Source organism: Ottowia sp. (genome assembly GCF_016703145.1).
GTDB lineage: Bacteria > Pseudomonadota > Gammaproteobacteria > Burkholderiales > Burkholderiaceae_C > Ottowia.
Genome location: NZ_JADJCO010000003.1, coordinates 401,699 through 422,510, shown reverse-complemented (window position 1 = coordinate 422,510; position 20,812 = coordinate 401,699). Strand labels below are relative to the sequence as shown.

General features: G+C 72.5%; 19 protein-coding genes. 10 read left to right on the top strand and 9 right to left on the bottom strand.

The genetic code is table 11. The features are described 5' to 3' along the window. Window positions 1-213: 213 nt before the first annotated feature. Together IPG65_RS05650 and IPG65_RS05645 are read right to left on the bottom strand one after the other, a co-directional pair. Window positions 214-1,665, bottom strand: coding sequence for a sensor histidine kinase (locus IPG65_RS05650; protein WP_293188277.1), 1,452 nt, complete (start codon window positions 1,663-1,665; stop codon window positions 214-216). Between the two features lie 58 nt (window positions 1,666-1,723). Continuing rightward, a complete protein-coding gene (locus tag IPG65_RS05645) occupies window positions 1,724-2,431 on the bottom strand; it encodes a response regulator transcription factor (protein ID WP_293188276.1) in 708 nt (235 codons plus the stop codon). Window positions 2,432-2,515: 84 nt separating this feature from the next. Between IPG65_RS05645 and IPG65_RS05640 the strand changes: the two genes are divergently transcribed. The 6 genes from IPG65_RS05640 (at window position 2,516) to fghA (ending at window position 10,952) form a co-directional block, all read left to right on the top strand. Further along, a complete protein-coding gene (locus IPG65_RS05640) occupies window positions 2,516-3,814 on the top strand; it encodes a TolC family protein (RefSeq protein WP_293188275.1) in 1,299 nt (432 codons plus the stop codon). Beyond that, entirely contained in the window at window positions 3,811-5,019 is a 1,209-nt protein-coding gene (locus tag IPG65_RS05635) for an efflux RND transporter periplasmic adaptor subunit (RefSeq protein ID WP_293188274.1), read from the top strand. The genes IPG65_RS05640 and IPG65_RS05635 overlap by 4 nt, the downstream gene beginning before the upstream one ends. Beyond that, a complete protein-coding gene (locus IPG65_RS05630) occupies window positions 5,016-8,105 on the top strand; it encodes a CusA/CzcA family heavy metal efflux RND transporter (protein ID WP_293188273.1) in 3,090 nt (1,029 codons plus the stop codon). The genes IPG65_RS05635 and IPG65_RS05630 overlap by 4 nt, the downstream gene beginning before the upstream one ends. A 192-nt stretch (window positions 8,106-8,297) precedes the next feature. Beyond that, the gene (locus IPG65_RS05625) at window positions 8,298-9,407 is read left to right on the top strand and encodes an S-(hydroxymethyl)glutathione dehydrogenase/class III alcohol dehydrogenase (protein WP_293188272.1); all 1,110 of its coding nucleotides are present in this window, start codon (window positions 8,298-8,300) and stop codon (window positions 9,405-9,407) included. Between the two features lie 8 nt (window positions 9,408-9,415). Then, on the top strand, window positions 9,416-10,099 hold the full coding sequence (locus tag IPG65_RS05620) for a nucleoside-diphosphate sugar epimerase (RefSeq protein WP_293188271.1): 684 nt from the start codon (window positions 9,416-9,418) through the stop codon (window positions 10,097-10,099). Between the two features lie 16 nt (window positions 10,100-10,115). Continuing rightward, window positions 10,116-10,952 (top strand): S-formylglutathione hydrolase, encoded by an 837-nt coding sequence (gene fghA / locus IPG65_RS05615; RefSeq protein ID WP_293188270.1) that lies wholly within the window; start codon window positions 10,116-10,118, stop codon window positions 10,950-10,952. 81 nt (window positions 10,953-11,033) lie between these two features. Here the strand turns inward: fghA and IPG65_RS05610 are convergent, their stop codons facing one another. After that, window positions 11,034-12,161: an alkene reductase gene (locus tag IPG65_RS05610; protein WP_293188269.1), complete on the bottom strand. Its 1,128-nt coding sequence runs from the start codon at window positions 12,159-12,161 to the stop codon at window positions 11,034-11,036. A gap of 84 nt (window positions 12,162-12,245) precedes the next feature. Here IPG65_RS05610 and IPG65_RS05605 point away from each other — a divergent pair, with 84 nt between their 5' ends. Then, entirely contained in the window at window positions 12,246-13,463 is a 1,218-nt protein-coding gene (locus tag IPG65_RS05605) for a YbfB/YjiJ family MFS transporter (protein WP_293188268.1), read from the top strand. A 70-nt stretch (window positions 13,464-13,533) separates the two neighbouring features. Here IPG65_RS05605 and gstA read toward each other — a convergent pair whose 3' ends face one another. Next, window positions 13,534-14,139, bottom strand: a complete 606-nt coding sequence (gene gstA, locus IPG65_RS05600; protein WP_293188267.1) for a glutathione transferase GstA — start codon at window positions 14,137-14,139, stop codon at window positions 13,534-13,536. Window positions 14,140-14,385: 246 nt separating this feature from the next. Between gstA and IPG65_RS05595 the strand changes: the two genes are divergently transcribed. After that, on the top strand, window positions 14,386-14,556 hold the full coding sequence (locus IPG65_RS05595) for a DUF1328 family protein (RefSeq protein WP_293188266.1): 171 nt from the start codon (window positions 14,386-14,388) through the stop codon (window positions 14,554-14,556). A 361-nt stretch (window positions 14,557-14,917) separates the two neighbouring features. Further along, window positions 14,918-15,181: a translation initiation factor IF-1 gene (gene infA, locus IPG65_RS05590; RefSeq protein WP_293188265.1), complete on the top strand. Its 264-nt coding sequence runs from the start codon at window positions 14,918-14,920 to the stop codon at window positions 15,179-15,181. A gap of 72 nt (window positions 15,182-15,253) precedes the next feature. On the opposite strand, the gene IPG65_RS05585 is transcribed toward infA, so the two are convergent. From IPG65_RS05585 to IPG65_RS05575, 3 genes are all read right to left on the bottom strand, one after another. Then, window positions 15,254-16,354 carry a 3-deoxy-7-phosphoheptulonate synthase gene (locus tag IPG65_RS05585; protein WP_293188264.1) on the bottom strand — a complete coding sequence of 367 codons (1,101 nt, stop codon included), beginning with the start codon at window positions 16,352-16,354 and terminating at the stop codon, window positions 15,254-15,256. 12 nt (window positions 16,355-16,366) lie between these two features. Beyond that, window positions 16,367-16,603, bottom strand: a complete 237-nt coding sequence (locus IPG65_RS05580; protein ID WP_293188263.1) for a 4Fe-4S dicluster-binding protein — start codon at window positions 16,601-16,603, stop codon at window positions 16,367-16,369. 77 nt (window positions 16,604-16,680) lie between these two features. After that, a complete protein-coding gene (locus IPG65_RS05575; RefSeq protein WP_293188262.1) occupies window positions 16,681-17,268 on the bottom strand; it encodes an NnrU family protein in 588 nt (195 codons plus the stop codon). A gap of 111 nt (window positions 17,269-17,379) precedes the next feature. Between IPG65_RS05575 and rocF the strand changes: the two genes are divergently transcribed. Then, entirely contained in the window at window positions 17,380-18,312 is a 933-nt protein-coding gene (rocF, locus tag IPG65_RS05570; RefSeq protein ID WP_293188261.1) for an arginase, read from the top strand. Between the two features lie 176 nt (window positions 18,313-18,488). Here rocF and IPG65_RS05565 read toward each other — a convergent pair whose 3' ends face one another. Continuing rightward, window positions 18,489-19,979: a wax ester/triacylglycerol synthase family O-acyltransferase gene (locus tag IPG65_RS05565; RefSeq protein WP_293188260.1), complete on the bottom strand. Its 1,491-nt coding sequence runs from the start codon at window positions 19,977-19,979 to the stop codon at window positions 18,489-18,491. 45 nt (window positions 19,980-20,024) lie between these two features. Continuing rightward, window positions 20,025-20,807 carry an alpha/beta hydrolase gene (locus IPG65_RS05560; RefSeq protein WP_293188259.1) on the bottom strand — a complete coding sequence of 261 codons (783 nt, stop codon included), beginning with the start codon at window positions 20,805-20,807 and terminating at the stop codon, window positions 20,025-20,027. Between the last annotated feature and the right edge of the window lie 5 nt (window positions 20,808-20,812).

Here is a 20,812-nt window from a genome sequence, read left to right as displayed (position 1 = left end):
CCATCTTATGCCGCGCGGGACTTTCGCACCGGCCCCATCATCCGTGCGCCTTGACGCCGTGCGGGGCATGCCGATCCATGACCCTCGCCCCTTGCTCTCGTGTCCCCGCTCGTCCTGGCCGCGCCGCCCGGCGGCTGAAAACCGTGAGTTGAGAAAGAAATGAGCCTGAAGCCGGCGTCCATATTGCGCAGGATGCTACTCAAAGCATAGCAATCACGGACAGGCATCCAACCACACCCGCGCCACCAGCCCCGGTGGGCGCGGCGCGGCCTCCAGCACGAAGCGCGCGCCCAGCAGCGCGGCGTAGCGGCGCACGATGGCCAGGCCCAGGCCGGCGCCCTGGCCCGGCGTGGCCCTGTGCGGCGCCGGGCTGGCGCCCTGCGCGCCGCGCGCCAGCACGCGCTCGTGCTCGCCGGGAGGCAGGCCGGGGCCGTTGTCGAACACGGCCAGCATGATCCGCCCGGCCGCGCCGTCGCCGGCCGCGGGTTGCCGCGCCAGCTCCACCGTCACCCGCGGCGCGGCGGCGCGGCCATGGCGCAGCGCGTTGTCCAGCAGGTTGTTGAGGATGCCGTCGATCAGCGTGGCGTCGCCCCGGACGAGCACCGGGCGCTCGGGGCCGGTGCCGTCCAGGTCCACGCCCAGGTCCACGCCCAGCGCGTCGGCGCGCGGCAAGAAGCGCAGGATGGCGTCTTGCACCAGTTCGTCGAGCGCCACGGCCTTCAACCGCAGCGCGGTCTGCGCCTCGTCGGCGCGCGCCAGCGCCAGCAACTGGTCGACGAAGTGGCTGGCGCGTGTCTCGCTGCGCAGGATGCCCTCGAGCTGCGCGCGCCACTGCGCGGGCTCGTCCTGCGCCAGCGCGAATTCGGCCTGCGCGCGGATGCCGGCCAGCGGCGTGCGCAATTCGTGCGCCACGTTGCCGCTGAATTCGCGCTGCGCCGCCAGGCTGCGCGCCAGCTTGGCCAGCAGCGCGTCCAGCGCGCCGCCCAGGTGCGCGATGTCGCGCGTCGCGGCGTCGGCGGCCAGCGCCGCCGGCAGGGGCGAGAGGTCGTCGGCATCGCGCTGGCTGACGGCGTCCTGCAACTGGCCCAGGGGCTGGAGCTGCCGCCCGATGGTGCGGCGCAGCCACCAGGCCGTCAGCAGCAGGAAGGCGACCTGCACCGGCGCCGAGGTCGTGAGCAGGTCGCGCAGCAGCCGACGGCGCGCCTCGGTGGTCTGGGCGATGACGACGATGAAGGGGTCGTCCGGCCGGCGGCGCAGGGTGACCACGCGCACGGGGCGGTCGCGGATATGGTCGTCGCCAAAGGCGTAGGGCGCGTCGGCCAGGGGCGGCGCGTCCGGCACGCCGGCCTGGCCGGCCAGGAAGCCGCCTCCGGGGGTGCGCAGGGCGAAGTACAGGCGCTCGCTGTGGTCGTACAGCAGCGTCTCCAGCTCGTGCGAGGTCAGCGCCACGCGCGGCCGGCCGTCCACGACGGTGACTTGCGCGGCGATGGCGTAGGCGTCGTCCAGCAGGGCGCGGTCGTAGGCGCCCTGCACGTAGCGGCTGGCCAGCCACAGGGCGGTGACGGAGCCCAGGCCCCAGCTCAGCACCAGCGGCCACACCACGCGCCAGACCAGTTGGCTGCGCAGCGCGGGCTTGGCGCCGGTCGGGCCCGGCGCGGCGTTCACTGGACGGCCCTCCGCGCGACGCGCTTCGGGACGAGCGCTTGGGAGCGGCCCGGCGCGCTCATGGCGCCGGCGGGGCCGGGGCCACCGCCTCGATGAGGTAGCCGAGCCCGCGCAGGGTGCGGATGTGCGCGCCGCTGCCGGCGAGCTTGCGGCGCAGGCGCGAGATGAAGGCCTCCAGCGCGTTGTCGCCCAGCAGGTCGTCGCCCTCGGACAGCTTGTCGGCGAGCATGCGCTTGCTGACCACGCGCCCCGGCGGCGTGAGCAGCTCCCACAGCACCTCGAACTCGCGCGCGGGCAGTTCGCAGGGCGCACCGTCCAGCGCCAGGCGGCGGGCGCGGCGGTCGAGCCGTAGCCGGCCCAGGCGCACGTGGTCGTCGGTGGCGTGGGCGCGGCGCAACAGCGCGCGCAGGCGCGCCTCGACCTCGGCCAGGTCGAAGGGCTTGCCGAGGTAGTCGTCGGCGCCGGCGTCGAGGCCGGCGATGCGCTGCTCGGTGCGGTCGCGGGCGGTGAGCACCAGCACCGGCGTGCGGTCGCCGCGCGCGCGCGCCTCGCGCACCAGGTCCAGGCCGTTGCCCATGCCGCCGCGCGCGGCGCCGCAGACGGGCAGGTTCAGGTCGAGCAGGACGGCGTCGAAGGGCTGCGTCCGCCACCAGTGGCGCGCGGCGTCGAGGGTGGCCGCCGCGTCCACCCGGCAGCCGTGCTGGCGCAGGCTGCGCTGCATGACGTCGCTGAGCACGGGATCGTCTTCGACCAGCAGGATGCGCATGGCGGCAGCGGGGTGGACGGGCTGTGGTTTCTACGGAGGGCGGCGGTCAGGTGGCGGTCAGGCGGGCCGTGCGACAAACGGATCATGCTGAAATCCTCGTTCGCGGCGCGCCTGGCGGCCCCGGTATTGTGCGCGTGCCTGGCCGCGGCGCCAGCCCGGGCGCAGGTTCAGGCGCTGACGCTGCCGCAGGCACTGCGGGAGGCGCGCGACAACCTCGACGTGGCGCTGGCCCGAGGCGGTTTGGCCGCCGCGCGCGCCGACGTGCTGGCGGCCAACCGGGCGCCGTTTCCGGTGCTGTCCGGCAAGCTGTCGTCGATCGACCTGCAGAACGGCGTCGGCAGCGGGCCCTGGCACAGCAAGCGCATCGACAAGGGCATCGGCATCGACTGGACCTGGGAGCGCGGCGACAAGCGCGTCCTGCGCACGCGCGGCGCCGAGGAGACGGCCGGCGCGGCGGCGCAGGACCTGGACGAGGTCGTGGTGCGGCAGATGCTGGCGGCGCAGGGGGCCTTCTACGACCTGCTGGCGGCGCAGCAGCGCCTGGCGCTGACCGAGGCGCTGGCGGACGATGTGCGCCAACTGGCCGACAGCAGCGGACGCCGGGCGCGGGCGGGCGATCTGGCGCGGCAGGACGCCACCCGCATCGAGATCGAGGCCGAGCGTGTGCGCGCCGACGCCGAGGCCACCGTCCTGGAGCGCCAGCGCGCCGCCCTGGCGCTGGGGCTGCTCACCGGGCGCGCGCAGCAGGCCGAGCGGCTGGCCGTGGCGGGCGACTGGCCGCCGCTGGCGTCCGCGGCGGCGTCCGCCGATCTGGCCGCGCTGGCCCAGGCCCGACCGGACGTGCGTGCCGCCGCCCGGCGCGTGCAGGCCGCGCAAGCCGCCGCGGACGGCGCGCGGGCGCTGCGCAAGGCCGACGTGACCTGGGGCGTGTCCCTGAACCACTACCCCGGCACCTCCACCCGCCTGGTGGAGCTGCGCGCGCAGCTTCCGCTGCAATGGGGCCACGGCTTCGAGGGCGAGGTCGGCCGCGCGCTGGCGCAACTGCGGCAGGCCGAGGACGGCCACGAGCAGGTCCAGCGCGCCGCCCTGGCCGACCTGCGCCGGCTGCAACTGGAGGCCGGTACCGCCGGCGAGCGCATGCGCCGCTACGACCAGGACATCCTGCCGCGCGCGCGCCAGGTGGCGCAGTCGGCCGAGTTCGCCTACCAGAGGGGCGCGCTGTCGCTGACCGACCTGCTCGACGCCCGCCGCACGCTGCGCGCCACGCTGATGGAGGCGCTGGCCCTCCGCGCCGAGGCCGCCAAGGCCGCCGGTGCCTGGCGCCTGCGCACCTCACCGCCGGCGGCCGATCCCCTTTCCCACACTTCCGAAGGCACGCCGTGAAGCCGTTCCGCTTCGTCCCCTCCCTCCTTCTCGCGGCTCTGCTGGCGGGCCTGGCCGGTTGCGGCAAGGACGCGCCCGCGCCCGCCGCCGAGGCGCCCGGCCCCGTGCTGCAGGGGGAGCAGTTGCGCTATCCGGCCGGGCATCCGCACCTCCAGCTCATCGACGTGATGGCGGCCGAGCAGGTCATCAGCATCCCCGCGCAACTGCCCGCCAAGCTGGTGTGGAACGAGGAGCGCACCCAGCGCATCTACCCTGCCTTCGCCGGCCGGGTGGTGGCCATCCAGGCGGACGTGAGCCAGCCGGTGGCGGCCGGCGCGGTGCTGGCGCGCATGGCCTCGCCCGACTTCGCCGTGGCCCAGGCCGACACGCTCAAGGCCGGCACCGACGCCGATCTGGCGCGCAAGGCCCTGGCGCGCCAGCGCGAGCTGTTCGAGGCGGGCGTCGTCGCGCGCAAGGACCTGGAGCAGGCCGAGGCCGACGCCGCCCGCGCCCGGGCCGAGGTGGCGCGCGCCGGCGCCCGCACCCGCCTGTACGGCAGCGACGCCGGCGTGGACCAGCAACTGGCGCTCCGCGCCGGCATCGCGGGCGTGGTGGTGGAGCGCAACCTCAACCCCGGCCAGGAACTGCGGCCGGAGCAGTTCGGCCCCGGCGCGCCGGCGCTGTTCACCATCACCGATCCCACGTCCCTGTGGGTGCAACTGGACGCGCGCGACATCGACGTGAACGCGCTGCGGCCCGGCCAGACCTTCGTGCTGCGCGTGGCGGCGCTGCCCGACCTGCCGTTCGAGGCGCGGGTGGCGGCCATCGCCGACGTGATCGATCCGGCCACCCGCACCATCAAGGTGCGCGGCGTGGTGGCCAACGCCGACCGGCGCCTGAAGGCCGAGATGCTGGGCACGGCCTACATCGAGCGCGGCAACCAGCGCGGCGTGTCGGTGCCGGCCAGCGCGGTGATCCTGCGCGGCGCCGAGCACCTGGTGGTGGTGCAGGTGGCGCCGGGCGTGTTCGAGCGGCGGCGGGTGCAGACCGCCGACGAAGGCGCGCGCGACGTGGTGGTGACCAGCGGCATCCAGCCGAACGAGCGGGTGGTGACCGAGAACGCCCTGCTGTTGCTGCAGCAGTTCCGCATGGCCCAGCAGGACGCCGCCCTGCGCGCGCCGCCCGCATCGGCGCCGGCCAGCCAGCCGGAGGCTGCGCGCCCATGAAGCGGCTGATCCACTACGCGCTGCACCAGCCGCTGTTCATCGTGCTGGGCACGCTGCTGTTCGTGCTGGCGGGCGTGTTCACGTTCAAGAACCTGTCGGTCGAAGCCTTCCCGGACGTGACCGACACCCAGGTGACGGTGATCACGCTCTACCCTGGCCGCGCCGCCGAGGAGGTGGAAAAGCAGGTCACGCTGCCGGTGGAGGTGGCGCTGTCGGGGCTGCCCAACGCCATCCGCCTGTTCTCGCACACGCAGTTCGGCCTGTCGTACACCGTCATCACCTACGACGACAAGGCCGACGTGCTGCAGGCGCGCGCGCAGGTGAACGAACGCCTGCGCGCGGCGGACCTGCCGCCGGGCGTGGAGGCCGACATCGCCCCCAACGCCACGCCGGTGGGCGAGGTGATGCGCTACCGGCTGCGCGGCGACGGCAAGACCCCCACCGAACTGCGCACCCTGCAGGACTGGACGGTCGAGCGCGCCCTGCGCCAGGTGCCGGGCGTGGCCGACGTGGTGTCCATGGGCGGCTTCATCAAGCAGTACGAGGTGCAGCCCGACCTGGAAAAGCTGCGCGCCCACAAGCTCACCCTGCAGAACCTGCTGGACGCGCTGGGCCGCGGCAACGCCAACGCCGGCGGCAGCTACGTGGCGCAGGGCGCGCAGCAGTACGCCATTCGCGGCATCGGCTTCCTGCGCTCGCCGGACGACATCGGCCACATCGCCGTCAGCGCGCGGCACGGCACGCCGGTGCTGGTGCGCGACGTGGCGCGGGTGACGGTGGGCGCCGTGCCGCGGCTGGGCATCGTGGGCCAGGACGACGCCGACGACGTGGTGACCGGCATCGTCATCATGCGCAAGGGCGAGAACCCCAGCGTGGTGCTGCAGGGCGTGAAGGAGCGGATCGAGCAGCTCAACACCCGCGAGCTGCCCAGGGGCGTGCGGATCGTGCCCTTCTACGACCGCACCTGGCTGATGGGCAAGACCATGTCCACCGTGTTCCGCAACCTGGTGGAAGGCGCGCTGCTGGTGGCGCTGGTGCTGTACCTGTTCCTGTCGAACCTGCGCGCCAGCCTGGCGGTGGTGGTGGTGATTCCGCTGGCGCTGCTGTCCACCTTCATGGGCCTGAAGGTCATGGGCGTGCCGGCCAACCTGCTCAGCCTGGGCGCGATGGACTTCGGCATCATCGTGGACGGCGCGGTGATCGTGATCGAGAACATCATGCACCGCCTGGCGCAGAAGGGCGAGAACCTGCGCGACGACGAGCGGCGCGAGGTGGTGGCGCGGGCCGCCAACGAGGTGGGGCGGCCGACGCTGTTCTCCATGCTCATCATCATCGCGGCGCACATCCCCATCTTCGCGCTGCAGCGGCACGAGGGGCGCATCTTCCAGCCCATGGCGCTGTCGGTGACCACGGCCCTGATCGGCGCGCTGGCGTTCTCGCTGACGTTGGTGCCGCTGCTGGCCTACTGGATGCTGCGGCGCCGGCTGCCGCACGATGACAACCGGCTGGTGGCCGCCTGCAAGCGCGCCTATCGCCCGGTGCTGGACTGGGCGCTGGCGCACCGGCGCAAGGTGGTGGTGCTGGCGCTGGCGGCCTTCGGCCTGTCGCTGGGGGTGGCTTCGCGGCTCGGCTCGGAATTCCTGCCCGAGCTGAACGAGGGCACCTTCTGGGCCAACTGGGACATGCCCGCCAGCGTGTCGCAGGACGAGGCCGCCAGGATCCTGCGCCAGGCGCGCCTGGCGCTGCGCGACATGCCCGAGGTGCGCACCGTGGTGTCCAAGGCCGGCCAGCCCGAGGACGGCACCGACCCGAAGACGCTCAGCATGGCCGAGATGTTCATCGACATCAAACCGGCCGAGGAATGGCGCAAGGGCCTGACGCGCGACGCGCTGATCGCCGAGATGGACCGGCGCCTGGCGGCCATCCCGGGCATCGACCCGGCGTTCTCGCAGCCCATCCGCGACAACGTGCTGGAGTCGATCTCGCAGATCAAGGGCCAGATCGTGGTGAAGGTGTCGGGCGACGACCTGGCGGTGCTGCGCAGCGTCATGGAGCAGATGCAGGCGCAGTTCAAGCAGGTGGCCGGCGTGCAGCGCGCCGAGGTGGACCGCCTGGGCGAGCTGCCGCAGCTGCAGATCGAGATCGACCGCGAGGCCGCCGGCCGCGTGGGCCTGAACATCCAGGACGTGCAGGACGTGATCGAGACCGCGCTGGCCGGCAAGGCGGCCACGCAGATCTGGGAGGGCGAGCGCAAGTTCGCCGTCGCCGTGCGCCTGCCGCAGGACCGGCGCGGCATCGCCAGCCTGCCGCTGACGCTGGTGCCCACGCCCGACGGCGGCTCGGTGCCGCTGGGCAACATCGCCACGCTGACCGAGACGTCGGGCGCCATGAACATCGCGCGCGAGGCCGGGCGGCGCACCATGGCCATCGGCGTGTTCATCAAGGGCCGCGACATGGGCTCGGTGGTGCGCGACATGCAGCAGCGCGTGGCCGCGCACGTCAAGCTGCCCGAGGGCTACGCGGTCACCTGGTCGGGCGAGTTCGAGAACCAGGAGCGCGCCATGAAGCGGCTGTCGGTGGTGGTGCCGATCTCGCTGCTGCTGATCTTCGTGCTGCTGTTCGACGCCTTCAAGTCGTTCAAGATGGCGGCACTGATCCTGCTCAACGTGCCGCTGGCGCTGATCGGCGGCTTCGTGGCGCTGTGGCTGCTGGGTATTCCGCTGTCGGTGTCGGCGGCCATCGGCTTCATCGCGCTGTCGGGGCAGGCGGTGCTCAACGGCGTGGTGATGCTGTCGGGCTTCCAGCAGTTGCGCGACGAGGGCTGTTCGGCACTGGAGGCGGCGCGCCTGGGCTCCATGCAGCGCCTGCGCACGGTGCTGATGACGGCGCTGCTGGCGGCGCTGGGCATGCTGCCGATGGCGCTGTCGCGCGACATCGGCTCGGAGACGCAGCGCCCGCTGGCGGTGGTGATCATCGGCGGCCTGGTGACGGCCTGCCTGCTGACGCTGGTGGTGCTGCCGGCGCTGTACGTGGCGTGGTTCGGCAAGGCGCAGCCCCGGCCCGCCGACGCGCCGGCGGCGGCATGACGGCGCTTGTGCTCGATTTTCTGAAAGAAATGGGCCGGTAGCCGGCGTCGGTATTGCGGAGTAAGCTATTAAATATATAGCTTAACACCGTCTGGAAATCGCTGCGCGCGGCCTCGGGGGCCAGGGGGGTGTGAATGTTCAGTAAGCTCGCGGCCAGCCGCTTCTTTTCACACCATTCGCACGAGGAACCCCATGAAATCACGCGCCGCCGTCGCCTTCGCAGCCGGCCAGCCGCTGCGGATCGCCCTGATCGACGTCGAACCGCCCCGCAAGGGCGAGGTGCTGGTCCGCATCACCCACACCGGCGTGTGCCACACCGACGCCTTCACGCTCTCGGGCGACGACCCCGAGGGGCTGTTCCCTGCCGTGCTGGGCCACGAGGGCGCGGGCATCGTGGTGGAGGTGGGCGAAGGCGTCACCAGCGTGCAGCCGGGCGACCACGTGATTCCGCTCTACACCGCCGAATGCGGCGAGTGCCTGTTCTGCCAGAGCGGCAAGACCAACCTGTGCGTGGCCGTGCGCGCCACCCAGGGCAAGGGCGTGATGCCCGACGGCACGACGCGCTTCTCGTACAACGGCCAGCCGGTGTACCACTACATGGGCTGCTCCACCTTCAGCGAGTACACCGTGGTGGCCGAGGTGTCGCTGGCCAAGGTCAGCCCCGAGGCCAACCCCGAGCAGGTGTGCCTGCTGGGCTGCGGCGTGACCACCGGCCTGGGCGCGGTGAAGAACACCGCCAAGGTGCAGGAGGGCGACAGCGTGGCCGTGTTCGGCCTGGGCGGCATCGGCCTGGCGGTGATCCAGGGCGCCCAGCTGGCCAAGGCTGGCCGCATCATCGCCATCGACACCAATCCGTCGAAATTCGATCTGGCGCGCACCTTCGGCGCCACCGACTGCGTGAATCCCAAGGATTTCGACAAACCCATCCAGCAGGTGATCGTCGAGATGACCGGCTGGGGCGTGGACCACAGCTTCGAGTGCATCGGCAACGTGCAGGTGATGCGCGCCGCGCTGGAGTGCGCGCACCGCGGCTGGGGCCAGTCGGTGGTCATCGGCGTGGCGGGCGCGGGGCAGGAGATCAGCACCCGCCCGTTCCAACTGGTGACGGGCCGCAAGTGGCTGGGCACGGCCTTCGGCGGCGTCAAGGGCCGCTCGCAGCTGCCCGGCATGGTGGAGGACGCGATGGCCGGCCGCATCCAGCTGGCGCCCTTCGTCACGCACACCATGCCGCTCACCGGGATCAACGAGGCCTTCGAGCTGATGCACGCCGGCAAATCGATCCGCTCGGTGGTCCACTACTGAGGCCCGCCATGGCGAACGCTGCCGCACCCTCCCCGCCGGCACGCCACGTGGCCGTGGCCGGCGCCAGCGGCCTGGTGGGCCGCTGCCTGGTCGCGCGGCTGTGCGCCGACCCTTCGGTTGCGCAGGTGCACGCGCTGGTGCGGCGCGCACTGCCGCTGACGCACGCCAAGCTGCGCACGCATGGGGTGGACTTCGCGGCGCTGCCGGCCCTGCCGGCGATCGACGAGGTCTACCTGGCCCTGGGTACCACCATCAAGGTCGCGGGCAGCCAGGCGGCCTTCCGCGCGGTGGATTTCGACGCCAACCTCGCCGTGGCGCAGGCCGCGCGGGCGGCCGGGGCGCGCCGCTGCGGACTGGTGAGCGCCCTTGGCGCCAGCGCGCGCTCGGCGGTGTTCTACAGCCGGGTCAAGGGCGAGCTGGAAGACGCGCTCGCCGCCCTGCCCTTCGAGGCGCTGGTGATCGCCCGGCCGGCGATGCTGCGCGGCGACCGCCAGGCGCTGGGGCAGCCGGTGCGCAGCGGCGAGGTGCTGTGGGGCGGCTTCGACGACGCCCTGCGGCTGTTCATCCCGCGCGGCCTGCGCGCCATCGCGGCGGACGACGTGGCGGCGGCGCTGGTCCGCGCCGTCCCCGCCGCCCGCGGGCGCGAGGTGCTCGACTCCTCGGCCATGCAGGGCGCGGCCGCCATCTCCTGAACGAAACACCGACGACATGGAACGCATCGAGCACCACGCCAGCTTCGGCGGCCGGCAGGAAGTCTGGCGGCACACCTCCGCCGCCCTCGGCTGCGAGATGAAATTCGGCATCTACCTGCCCGAGGCCGCCCTGCGCGGCGAGCGCTGCCCGGTGCTGTACTGGCTCTCGGGCCTGACCTGCACCGAGCAGAACTTCATCACCAAGGCCGGCGCGCAGGCGCACGCGGCGCGGCACGGCTTGATCGTGGTGGCGCCCGACACCAGCCCGCGCGGCGCGGGCGTGCCTGACGATGCGGCCTACGACCTGGGCCAGGGCGCGGGGTTCTACCTCAACGCCACGCAGGCACCGTGGGCGGCGCACTACCGCATGCAGGACTACGTGGCCGAGGAGCTGCCGGCGCTCATCGAGCGGCACTTCGCCGCCAACGGCGCGCGCGGCATCTTCGGCCACTCGATGGGCGGCCACGGCGCGCTGGTGACGGCGCTGCGCCATCCGGGGCGCTGGCGCAGCGTCTCGGCCTTCTCGCCCATCGTCGCGCCCACCCAGGTGCCGTGGGGGCAGAAGGCGCTGGCCGCCTACCTGGGCGAGGACCGCGCCGCGTGGAAGGCCTGGGACGCGGTGGAGCTGGTCCAGGCCGCGAAGGAACGCCTGCCGCTGCTGGTGGACCAGGGCGAGGCCGACGAATTCCTGGCCGGGCACCTTCGGCCCGAACTGCTGCGGGCCGCATGCGCCGCCGCCGGCCACTCGCTCACGCTGCGCCTGCACCCCGGCTACGACCACAGCTACTACTTCATCGCCAGCTTCCTGGGCGATCACTTCGCCCACCATGCGAAGGCGTTGGGCGAAGACTGAAATAGCTACTCTATTTGTAGCGTCAGACTCAACACCCGCGCGGGCTGAAGGCCAAAATCACTTGAGAAACGGTGATGCTCCTCAATCCGCCAGCGCCGGGTAGTCCGTGTACCCCGCCGCGCCGCCCCCGTACAGCGTGCGCTTGTCCAGCCCCTGGTAGGGGCCGCCGCGGCGCAGGCGCTCGGTCAGGTCGGGCATGCTGATGAAGGACCGACCGAAGGCCACCAGGTCGGCGCGGCCGGTGTCGATGGCCTCGTGCGCCAGGGCCGGGTCGTAGCCGTTGTTGGCCATCCAGGCGCCACGCCCGCCGGCGGCGCGGTAGGCGGCCTTCAGCCGCGCGTTGTCGAAGGGGCGGCCCTCGACCTCGCGCGCGCCGCCGGTGGCGCCCTCGATCACGTGCACGTAGGCCAGGCCCAGCGGAGCGAGCTGGCGGGCCAGGTGCTCGAACAGCGGCTGCGGATCGTCGTCCACGATGTCGTTGGCCGGCGTCACGGGCGACACGCGGATGCCCACGTGCTCGTGGCCCACGGCGTCGCACACGGCGCGGGCCACTTCCAGCATCAGCCGCGCGCGGTTGGCGATGCTGCCGCCGTAGTCGTCGATGCGGCGGTTGGCGCCGGTCTTGAGGAACTGGTCCAGCAGGTAGCCGTTGGCGCCGTGGATCTCGACGCCGTCGAAGCCGGCCGACTGCACGGCGTTGCGCGCGGCGGCGGCGTAATCGTGCACGATCTGCGGGATCTCGTGCCGGTGCAGGGCGCGCGGCTCGCTGGTGAGGGCGAAGCCGCCCTGGCCCTCGTTGTCGATCAGGTAGGTCTTGGTGTTGGCGCGGATGGCCGAGGGCGCGACGGGCGCGCCCAGGTCGGGCTGCAGCAGCTGATGCGAGACGCGCCCGACGTGCCAGAGCTGGCAGAAGACGTGGCCGCCGCGCGCGTGCACGGCGCGGGTGACCTGCTTCCAGCCGTCGATCTGCTCGCTGCCGTACAGGCCGGGCACGTCGGCGTAGCCCTGGCCCTGCGGGCTGATGGCGGTGGCCTCGCTGACGATCAGGCCGGCGCCGCGCTCGGGGTCGGCGCGCTGGGCGTAGTACTCGGCCATCAGCGGCGTGGGGATGGCCTCCGGCGCGCGGTTGCGCGTCAGCGGTGCCATGACGACGCGGTTGGGAACGGTGAGGGCGCCGACGCGCATGGGCGAGAACAGAAGGCGGGACATGGGAGAGGGCCTTTCCTTGCGGCTGCTTGCAGGCCGATTGTGCGCGTGCGCCGGCACGGCCGGGTGCTGTCCCACAATGCCCTCATGACGCCTCCTGTCGCCCCGCCCGGCCCGCGCCACCCGCTGCTGATGGCGCTGGCCCTGTCGCTCGGCGCGGCGGTGTCGCTGGGCGTCACGCGCTTCGCCTACGGGCTGCTGCTGCCGGTGATGCGCGACGACCTGGGCTGGAGCTACACCCTGGCCGGCGCCATGAACACCGCCAACGCGCTGGGCTACCTGCTGGGCGCGCTGGCCACGCCGGCGCTGATGCGGCGCCTGGGTGCGGCGCGGGTGCTGCTGGGCGGGGCGGTGGCGGCCAGCGCGTTCATGGCCGCGTCGGGCTTTTTCACCGACGCGGCGATGCTGCTGCTGCAGCGCCTGCTGGCCGGCGTGGCCAGCGCCTTCGTGTTCGTGGCCGGCGGCCTGCTGGCGGCGCGGCTGGGCGCGCAGGCGCCCGAGCGGGCCGGGCTGCTGCTGGGGCTGTACTATGGCGGCACGGGCTGGGGCATCGCGGCCTCGGCGTTGGGCGTGCCGGCGCTGCTGGGCGCGGCGCGGGGGGTGCCGCACGGCTGGGCCTGGGCCTGGTGGGGGCTGGCGCTGCTGTGCCTGGCGGCCACGGCGGTGCTGGCCTGGCCAGCGGAATTGCTACGTAAAGAAGAGCGGATGGTGCAAGATGCAAGCGGGCTGGAGGTCGATTCGGCCCCAAGGATGCCATGGCGCGCCATGGCCCCGGCGCTGGCCGGCTACACGCTGTTCGGCGTGGGCTACATCGGCTACATGACCTTCGTGATCGCGCTGCTGAGCGAGCAGGGGGTGGGCGCGCCGGCCATCACCGGGTTCTACGCGCTGCTGGGGCTGGCGGTGGTGGCGTCGGCGCGCATCTGGGCGCGGCTGCTGGACCGCGCGCGCGGCGGCGGGGCGCTGGCGCTGCTGAACGCGCTGCTGGGCGTGGCCACCATCGTGCCGGCGCTGACCGGCGCGTGGCCGGTGGTGCTGGCGTCGGGGTTGTTGTTCGGGGCGGTGTTCCTGTCGGTGGTGGCCTCGACCACGGCCTTCGTGCGCCACAACCTGCCGCCGGCGCGGTGGGCGACGGGCATCAGCGCCTTCACCATCCTGTTCGCCTTCGGCCAGATCGTGGGGCCCACCGTGGTGGGCCGGATCGCCGACGGGCCGGGCGGGCTGGCGCGTGGGCTGCTGTACTCCGCCGCCGCGCTGTGGCTGGGCGCGCTGCTGGCGTGGCGGCAGAAGCCCCTGGTGTCCTAGAAGCGAAAAAGGGCGCCATGCCGGCGCCCCTGTTGTGGTGATCGCTATCGAACAGATAGCGTTCGGTGGTTCAGATCAAGCCTTCGGCCTTCATCGCCGCCTGCACGGCCGGGCGCGCGGCGATGCGCTCGCGGTAGGCGGCCAGGTTCTTCAGGCCGGAGATGTCCAGGCCGACGGGCTTGGCCCAGTTGGTGACGGTGAACAGGTAGCCGTCGGCCACGGTGAAGTCGTCGCCCATCAGGTAGGGCTTGCCGGCCAGCTCGCCATCGACCCAGGTCAGGCGGCTGATCAGGCGGTCCTTGGAGGCCTGCTTGGTTTCCTCGGGCGTGCCGGGCATGAACAGGGGGCTGAAGCTCTTGTGCACCTCGGTGGCGACGAAGTTGAGCCAGCTCTGCAATTGATAGCGGGCGATGGTGCCGTTGGCCGGCGCCAGGTTCTTGCCAGGCACCTGGTCGGCGATGTACTGGACGATGGCCGGGCCTTCGCGCAGGCCGGTGCCGTCGTCGAGCACCAGGTAGGGCACGTAGCCCAGCGGGTTGACCTGGCGGTAGTCCGAGCCGTCGGGCAGCACCTTGGTCCTGACGGGGGCGGAGATGGCCTCGTAGGGCAGGCCGGCTTCTTCGAGCGCGATGTGGGGCGAGAGCGCGCAGGTCCCGGCGGAGTAGTAGAGCTTCATGGACGGATGGGGGATGGATGTGGGCGGAAAAAGAGGTGGCGCCGCCCGCTTCGGCCGGCGCCGGGGCAGCGTAGCAGAAAGGCGCCTGGCGCGCAGGGCGTAGGGCGCGGCGCCGCCCGGCCAGGGCGTTCGTCCGACACCCCTTCGCGGGGCACGCCGACCCCTGGCCGGCCGGCGCGGGCGCAAGCTCGCGACAGCGCTGGCGGGGCCGTGGGGCTGCCGCCCGATGCGCATCAGGAGAATCACATGCTGAAATGGGCCATCATCTTCGCCATCATCGCGGTCGTGTCCGGGGCGCTGGGCTTCGGCGGCGTGGCGGGCGCGGCGGCGGGCATCGCCAAGGTGCTTTTCGTCCTGTTCCTGGTCGTCGCTGTCGTCTTCGTGGTCCTGGGGCTGCTGGGCATCAGCGCGCTGTAGCGGCCGCCGCCGGCGCAACGCCCGTGGGTGCGCCGGCCCGCCCGGCCGTTCGCGCCCTGGGTTGCATCTGGCGGAAAAACGGCGCACGCGGTAAAATCCGGCGTTTTGCCTCGACGTCCGGTGACGGTCAGGCCATGGCGGGCTCCATGCCCGCACCGCGTGGCCTTTCTTGGATTTCCCGCTCCTCGGGCGGCCCCTCGCGCAACCCGCGCCGGCCGCCACCGCCCTTGCCGAGGGCGGCCGAGCGTTCTTTCAGCCACCGCCCCGGCCCGCCGCGCCTGAAACGCGCGCATGCCGCATCGCCCGCCGGGCGCCGCGCCGCGTGCGCCGCCCCCGGTCCAACGCACACAGGAGTATTCGCATGGCCAAGGAAGAACTGATCGAGATGCAGGGCATCGTCAACGAGGTGCTGCCCGACACGCGCTTTCGCGTGACGCTGGACAACGGCCACGAGCTGGTGGCCTATTCGGCCGGCAAGATGCGCAAGAACCACATCCGCATCCTGGCCGGCGACCGCGTGTCGCTGGAGCTGTCGCCCTACGACCTCTCCAAGGGCCGCATCAACTTCCGCCACCTGGAGCGGCGCGGCCCGCCGCCCGCCGGCGGCGGCCAGCGCCGGCGCTGAGACATTCTTGAATCAAAAAAGGCCTGTAGCCGGCGCCGATATTGCGCTGGTAGCTATATAAGATATAGCAAATCAGGCCGCTCGCCTGGCCCGCACCGCCTCGGCCAGGCCGCGCAGCACTGGCACGGTCTGCGCGAAGCTGATGCAGGCGTCGGTCACCGACACGCCGGGCTTGAGCGGCTGACCCGGCACGATGTCCTGCCGGCCTTCCTCCAGGTGGCTCTCGATCATCACGCCCACGATGCGCGCGTCGCCCGCGGCCACCTGCGCCGCCACGTCCTCGGCCACCACGATCTGGCGCGCGTGCTGCTTGGACGAGTTGGCGTGCGACAGGTCGATCATCACTTGCTCGCGCAGGCCCGCGCCCTTCAGCAGCGCGCAGGCCGCGTCCACGTCGGCCCTCGAATAGTTGGGCGCCTTGCCGCCGCGCAGGATGACGTGGCAGTCGTCGTTGCCGCGCGTCTCGAACACGGCCGCCTGCCCCATCTTGGTCAGGCCCAGGAAGGCATGCGGCGCCTGCGCGGCGACGAGGGCGTCGGCGGCCACCTTCACGCCGCCGTCGGTGCCGTTCTTGAAGCCCACCGGGCAGGAGAGGCCGCTGGCGAGTTGGCGGTGGCTCTGGCTCTCGGTGGTGCGCGCGCCGATGGCGCCCCAGCTCACCAGGTCGCTGATGAACTGCGGGCTGAGCAGGTCCAGAAACTCGCAGCCCACCGGCACGCCGAGCGCCAGCACGTCCAGCAGCAGGCGGCGCGCCATCTCCAGCCCGTCGTTGATGGCGCAGCTGCCGTCCAGGTGCGGGTCGTTGATGTAGCCCTTCCAGCCCACCGTGGTGCGGGGCTTCTCGAAGTACACGCGCATCACCACCAGCAGCTCGCCCGCCAGGGCGTCGGCCTCGGCCTTCAGGCGCCGGGCGTAGTCCAGCGCCTGGCCGTGATCGTGGATGGAGCACGGCCCCACCACCACCACCAGCCGGTCGTCCCGCCCGTGCAGCACGCGCGAGAGGGCGGCGCGGCTGTGTTCCACCAGGTCTTCGGCGGCGGCCGGCGCGGGCAGCCATTCCTGCAGCAGCGCGGGGGTGACGAGCGGCCGCACGGCGCGAATGCGTGTGTCGTCGATGCGGGTGACGTCGTGGGTGGACAGGTCGATGGCTTGGGGATGGGTCGTGGGGGTCATGGATCCATTCGATCAGGGATGGTGCGCCGCGCTGGCCGCCGCGCGCACCATGCGGATGGCGTCGAACGGACAGCGCAGCGCGCACAGCGCGCAGCCGGTGCAGCCGGCCGCGTCGTCGAGGGTGGAGGTTTTGCGCCCGCCCGCCGCGTGCAGCGACAGCACGTGCGGCGCGCACGCCCCCACGCACCAGCCGCAGCCAGTGCAGCGTTCGGGCGCGATGGCGGGCAGGGCCTTGCGGGGGGTGGGCATGCCGGGATTACGAATGTCTTCGGCTTCCAGTCAGCGTGGATATTGCGTCGAAAGCTATCTAAATAATAGCAAATGGCTCAGGCCGTCACACCCAGCGGCGCCACGCCGATCCAGGCCGCGTGCAGCCAGAAGGCGAACAGCGCCCAGCCGGCCGCGCCCGCCGCCACGGCCAGCGCGGTGCCGCCCGCGGTGCCCGTCGGGTAGCGCGTGCCCTGCGCGCGGTCGCGCCGGCGCGCGGTGCGGAAGTCCAGCACCGCCCACAGCAGGAAGGCGCCGAACAGCACCGCCGCCGCCAGCGTGCCGGTCGCCAGCAGGTGGCCGAAGGCCCACAGCTTCACGCTCAGCACCATCGGGTGGTGCAGCCGCGCCTTGACGGCGTTGCGCGGCACGTAGGCGGCGGCGATCAGCACGAAGGCCGCCAGCGTGAACAGCGCGTTTACGTGCCGCAGCGCCACTGGCGGCTGCCACAGCACCACCGGCTGCTGCCGCGCCAGGCCCCAGCCCCAGACGATGAGCGCGAAGCCCGCCAGCGACACCAGCGAATACAAGCCCTTCCACGCCCCCGGTCCCAGGCGCGCGATGGTGCGCGCGCGCCAGCCGTCGGCGACGATGCGCACCGAGTGCGCGCCGAGAAACAGCAGCAGGCCGAGGATCAGAACGGACATCGCGGGTACTCCTTCATGCCGCGCCATGGGGTCGCGCGGCGCTTGCGCCGATTATGGACGCGGCGCATCCGTGGGCGCATACTGCGCGCCCCACCTGCCTGGAGATGGCCGATGCACCCGCCAGCCCCGCCCATCGTCGCCCTCGTCGGCGCGCCCACCGACGTCGGCGCCAGCGCGCGCGGCGCCAGCATGGGGCCGGAGGCGCTGCGCGTGGCCGGCCTGGCCGAGGCGCTGCGCGGCCGGGGGCTGCGGGTCGTCGATACCGGCAACCTGGCCGGGCCGCCCAACCCCTGGCAGCCGGCGCGGGGCGGTTTTCGCCATCTGCCCGAGGTCCTGGCCTGGAGCCGCGCCGTGCACGACGCCGTGTCGGCGCAGTTGCGCGCGGCGCGCCTGCCGGTGCTGCTGGGCGGCGACCACGGCCTGGCCATGGGCTCCATCAGCGCCGTGGCGCGCCACTGCCGCGCGCGCGGCCAGCCGCTGCGCGTGCTGTGGCTGGATGCCCACGCCGACTTCAACACCGCCGCCCTCACCCCCAGTGGCAACTTGCACGGCATGCCGGTGGCCTGCCTGTGCGGCCACGGGCCGGCCGAGCTGGTGGGCCTGGGCGGCTTCTCGGCGCAGGAGCCGGCGCTGCGCGCGGGCGAGCTGCGCCAAGTCGGCATCCGCAGCGTGGACGAGGGCGAGAAGCGCCTGGTGCGCGAGGCCGGCATCGAGGTGTACGACATGCGCAGCATCGACGAGTGGGGCATGCGCACCGTCATGGAGCGCGCCCTGCACGGCCTGCCGCCGGGCGCGCACCTGCACGTCAGCCTGGACGTGGACTTCCTCGACCCCGACATCGCCCCCGGCGTGGCCACCACGGTGCGCGGCGGCCCCACCTACCGCGAGGCGCAACTGTGCATGGAGATGCTGGCCGACACCGGCGCCCTGGGCTCGCTCGACATCGTCGAGCTCAACCCCGCCTGCGACGTGCGCAACCGCACGGCCGAGCTGGCGGTGGACCTGGTGGAGAGCCTGTTCGGCAAGAGCACGCTGATGAAATGAGCCCACCCCAGGCTCCACACGCTTCGCGTTGTTTCTCCACCCCCCTCCAGGGGGCGACGCCAGCGGCCGGGCCAAGCCCGGCCGCGGCGTCTGCCGGCATGGCTTGCTCCGCGGCCGTCGGGCTCTGGGGGTTTTGGGCGCTGGGGGCGGTGGCAGCGCCATGGATCCCTGGATGCCTACTTCGCGCGCGCCGTGGTGGCGGCCTTGCGTCGGGGGGCCTGGGCGGGCACGGGCGCGGGTTGGGCCTCGCCTATGCTGGGCAACTGCTCGATTTCCTTGAGCGCGTCCTTCAGGTAGCCGATCAGCTCGTGCGACTCGTCCTGCGACAGCACGCGCCGGCAGCAGGTCACGCCGAATTCGAGCACCTTGCCGGCGTAGCTCTGCACGGTCATGTTCAGCGCGGTGCCGTGGTAGGGGATGGACACCGGGTAGAAGCTCATCATCGGCGCGCCGCAGATGTAGAGTTGCTGGACCGGGCCGGGCACGTTGGAGATCGTGACGTTGGCCATCGGCGGCAGCTGGCGGGCCAGCGTGGAGCGCCCGTACAGCGAGGCCATGCTGCTCATCAGCCATGGCGAGCCGGTCAGGGGCAGATCCACGCCCAGCACGGGCTTGAGTTCGCGCACCACGGCCTTGGCCGCCTCCGAGGAGGCGTGGATGGCCTTGAAGCGCTCGGCCACGTCCTCGATGTCGGTCGCCAGGTCCACCCGCACCATCGACACCTGGTTGTTCATCGAGTCGTCGCCTTCGGCGCGCAGGCTCACCGGCACGGCCGCGATCAGCGCCTCCTTGGGCAGCTCGCCGCGCTCCTTCAGGAAGCGGCGCAGCGCGCTGGCGCACATGGCCATGACGATGGTGTTGACCGTGCCGCCCACGCGCTTGCCCAGGGCCTTGAGTTCGGGGAAAGGCAGCGACAGCGTGGTGAAGGAGCGCTGGTTGGTGATCGAGTCGTTGAAGAGCGTCCTGGGCGCCGCGCCCAGGGTCAGGGGGCGTTCGCCCGGTTTGGTGCGTTGGCTGGCCAGCACGTTGCCGGCCGTGCCCAGCGCCTTGGCCGCGGAGGGCAGCAGCTCGGCCAGCTTGCGGTACTGCGTCGCCTGGTTGGACACGGCGGCCCGCATCAGCTCCGCCACGCCGAGCTGGTAGCCGCCAGCACCGCGCCGGCGCCGCGCCGGCGGTACCTGGCGCATCTGCGGCGTGGTGTCGTAGAGCACCTTGAACATCTCCGTGGCCGACTTGCCGTCCACGCCGCTGTGGTGGGCCTTGAAATAGATGGCCGCCTGGCCGTTTTGCAGGCCCTCGATCACGTACATCTCCCACAGCGGCCGGCTGCGGTCCAGCAGGCTGGAGTGCAGCCGCGCGACGAGCTGCTCCAGTTGCGCCATGCTGCCGGGCCGGCGCAGCACGAGGCTGCGCACGTGGTAGTCCAGGTCGATGTCGTCGTCCTCGATCCACACCGGATCGGACAGCTCGAAGGGCATCGGCGCCAGCTTGCGCGTCAGGATCGTGGCCAGGTGCAGGCGCTGGCCGATCATGGCCTTGAAGTCCTCGTAGTAGTCGCCCGCGCGGTCCTTGGGCAGGTCGACGAGCAGCAGCGTGCCCACGTGCATCGGGGTTTCGGGGGTTTCGAGGTGCAGGAACGAAGCGTCCAGACTGCTCAGGTGGTCCATGGTTGTCTCCTTGTTGGGGTGTGAGATTGTGGCGCAGCGCGGCGTTCAGGCCGCGGCCGGCGCGGGCCGTTGCGGGTCGCGGTAGATCAGGCGCCGCGCGCCGGTGCGCTCGAAGGGCCGCCACCGCCCCTCGGGCTGCGCCAGCCGGTCGGCCACGGCGTACAGGACCGCGGGATTGACGGCCATCCCGCAGTGGCTGGCCTCGACCTCGATGTTCTCGGATCGCGGGCTTTTCTGCTCCAGGCATCCCTGCCAGGCCACGATGCCGTCGCTGCGGGTGTAGATCGCGGTGCTGGGCAGCGGTGGCGGCGTGCGCAGGCGGTCGCGGTCGGGCCAGTCCTCGGCCACGCTGCGCCCGCACAGCGCCTCGTACATCCCGCCCACGCTGGTCCAGCCGGGCTCGCCGCCGAAGAGGCTGCCCAGCGTGATGACGCAGCGCGCCGGCGCCGGCTCGGCGCGCACCAACTCGCGCGCCATCACGCCGCCCAGGCTCCAGCCGATGACGCTGACCTTGCGGCCGTGGCGCGCCGCAAGCGTCGCCAGCCGCTCGCGCAGCCGCCCTTCGACGCCCTCGCGCGGGCCACGGTTGGTGCCCAGTTGCCAGCCGTGCACGGCGTAGCCGAGATCGCGCAGGTACGCGCGCAGCGGCCAGGTGGACGCGTCGTCGGCGCCCAGGCCGGGCAGCACCAGCACCGGGTGGCCGTCGCCGCGCGGCGCGCGGCGCAGCAGCGGGTAGGCGGCGACGAAGGCGCCGAACTCGGCGAAGGCGCGCGCCTCCAGCATCATCAACAGAGGGGAGGGCCGATGGGCCGCGTCGTGGGTCGTCATGGTCT

Excerpts from the sequence above, each read along its gene's own strand:
- IPG65_RS05580 (WP_293188263.1), bottom strand. The coding sequence starts at position 16,603 with ATGCCCACCCCCCGCAAGGCCCTGCCCGCCATCGCGCCCGAACGCTGC.
- gstA (WP_293188267.1), bottom strand. The coding sequence starts at position 14,139 with ATGAAGCTCTACTACTCCGCCGGGACCTGCGCGCTCTCGCCCCACATC.
- IPG65_RS05640 (WP_293188275.1), top strand. The coding sequence starts at position 2,516 with ATGCTGAAATCCTCGTTCGCGGCGCGCCTGGCGGCCCCGGTATTGTGC.
- rocF (WP_293188261.1), top strand. The coding sequence starts at position 17,380 with ATGCACCCGCCAGCCCCGCCCATCGTCGCCCTCGTCGGCGCGCCCACC.
- infA (WP_293188265.1), top strand. The coding sequence starts at position 14,918 with ATGGCCAAGGAAGAACTGATCGAGATGCAGGGCATCGTCAACGAGGTG.
- fghA (WP_293188270.1), top strand. The coding sequence starts at position 10,116 with ATGGAACGCATCGAGCACCACGCCAGCTTCGGCGGCCGGCAGGAAGTC.
- IPG65_RS05575 (WP_293188262.1), bottom strand. The coding sequence starts at position 17,268 with ATGTCCGTTCTGATCCTCGGCCTGCTGCTGTTTCTCGGCGCGCACTCG.
- IPG65_RS05625 (WP_293188272.1), top strand. The coding sequence starts at position 8,298 with ATGAAATCACGCGCCGCCGTCGCCTTCGCAGCCGGCCAGCCGCTGCGG.
- IPG65_RS05630 (WP_293188273.1), top strand. The coding sequence starts at position 5,016 with ATGAAGCGGCTGATCCACTACGCGCTGCACCAGCCGCTGTTCATCGTG.
- IPG65_RS05595 (WP_293188266.1), top strand. The coding sequence starts at position 14,386 with ATGCTGAAATGGGCCATCATCTTCGCCATCATCGCGGTCGTGTCCGGG.
- IPG65_RS05560 (WP_293188259.1), bottom strand. The coding sequence starts at position 20,807 with ATGACGACCCACGACGCGGCCCATCGGCCCTCCCCTCTGTTGATGATG.
- IPG65_RS05605 (WP_293188268.1), top strand. The coding sequence starts at position 12,246 with ATGACGCCTCCTGTCGCCCCGCCCGGCCCGCGCCACCCGCTGCTGATG.
- IPG65_RS05645 (WP_293188276.1), bottom strand. The coding sequence starts at position 2,431 with ATGCGCATCCTGCTGGTCGAAGACGATCCCGTGCTCAGCGACGTCATG.
- IPG65_RS05620 (WP_293188271.1), top strand. The coding sequence starts at position 9,416 with ATGGCGAACGCTGCCGCACCCTCCCCGCCGGCACGCCACGTGGCCGTG.
- IPG65_RS05610 (WP_293188269.1), bottom strand. The coding sequence starts at position 12,161 with ATGTCCCGCCTTCTGTTCTCGCCCATGCGCGTCGGCGCCCTCACCGTT.
- IPG65_RS05565 (WP_293188260.1), bottom strand. The coding sequence starts at position 19,979 with ATGGACCACCTGAGCAGTCTGGACGCTTCGTTCCTGCACCTCGAAACC.
- IPG65_RS05585 (WP_293188264.1), bottom strand. The coding sequence starts at position 16,354 with ATGACCCCCACGACCCATCCCCAAGCCATCGACCTGTCCACCCACGAC.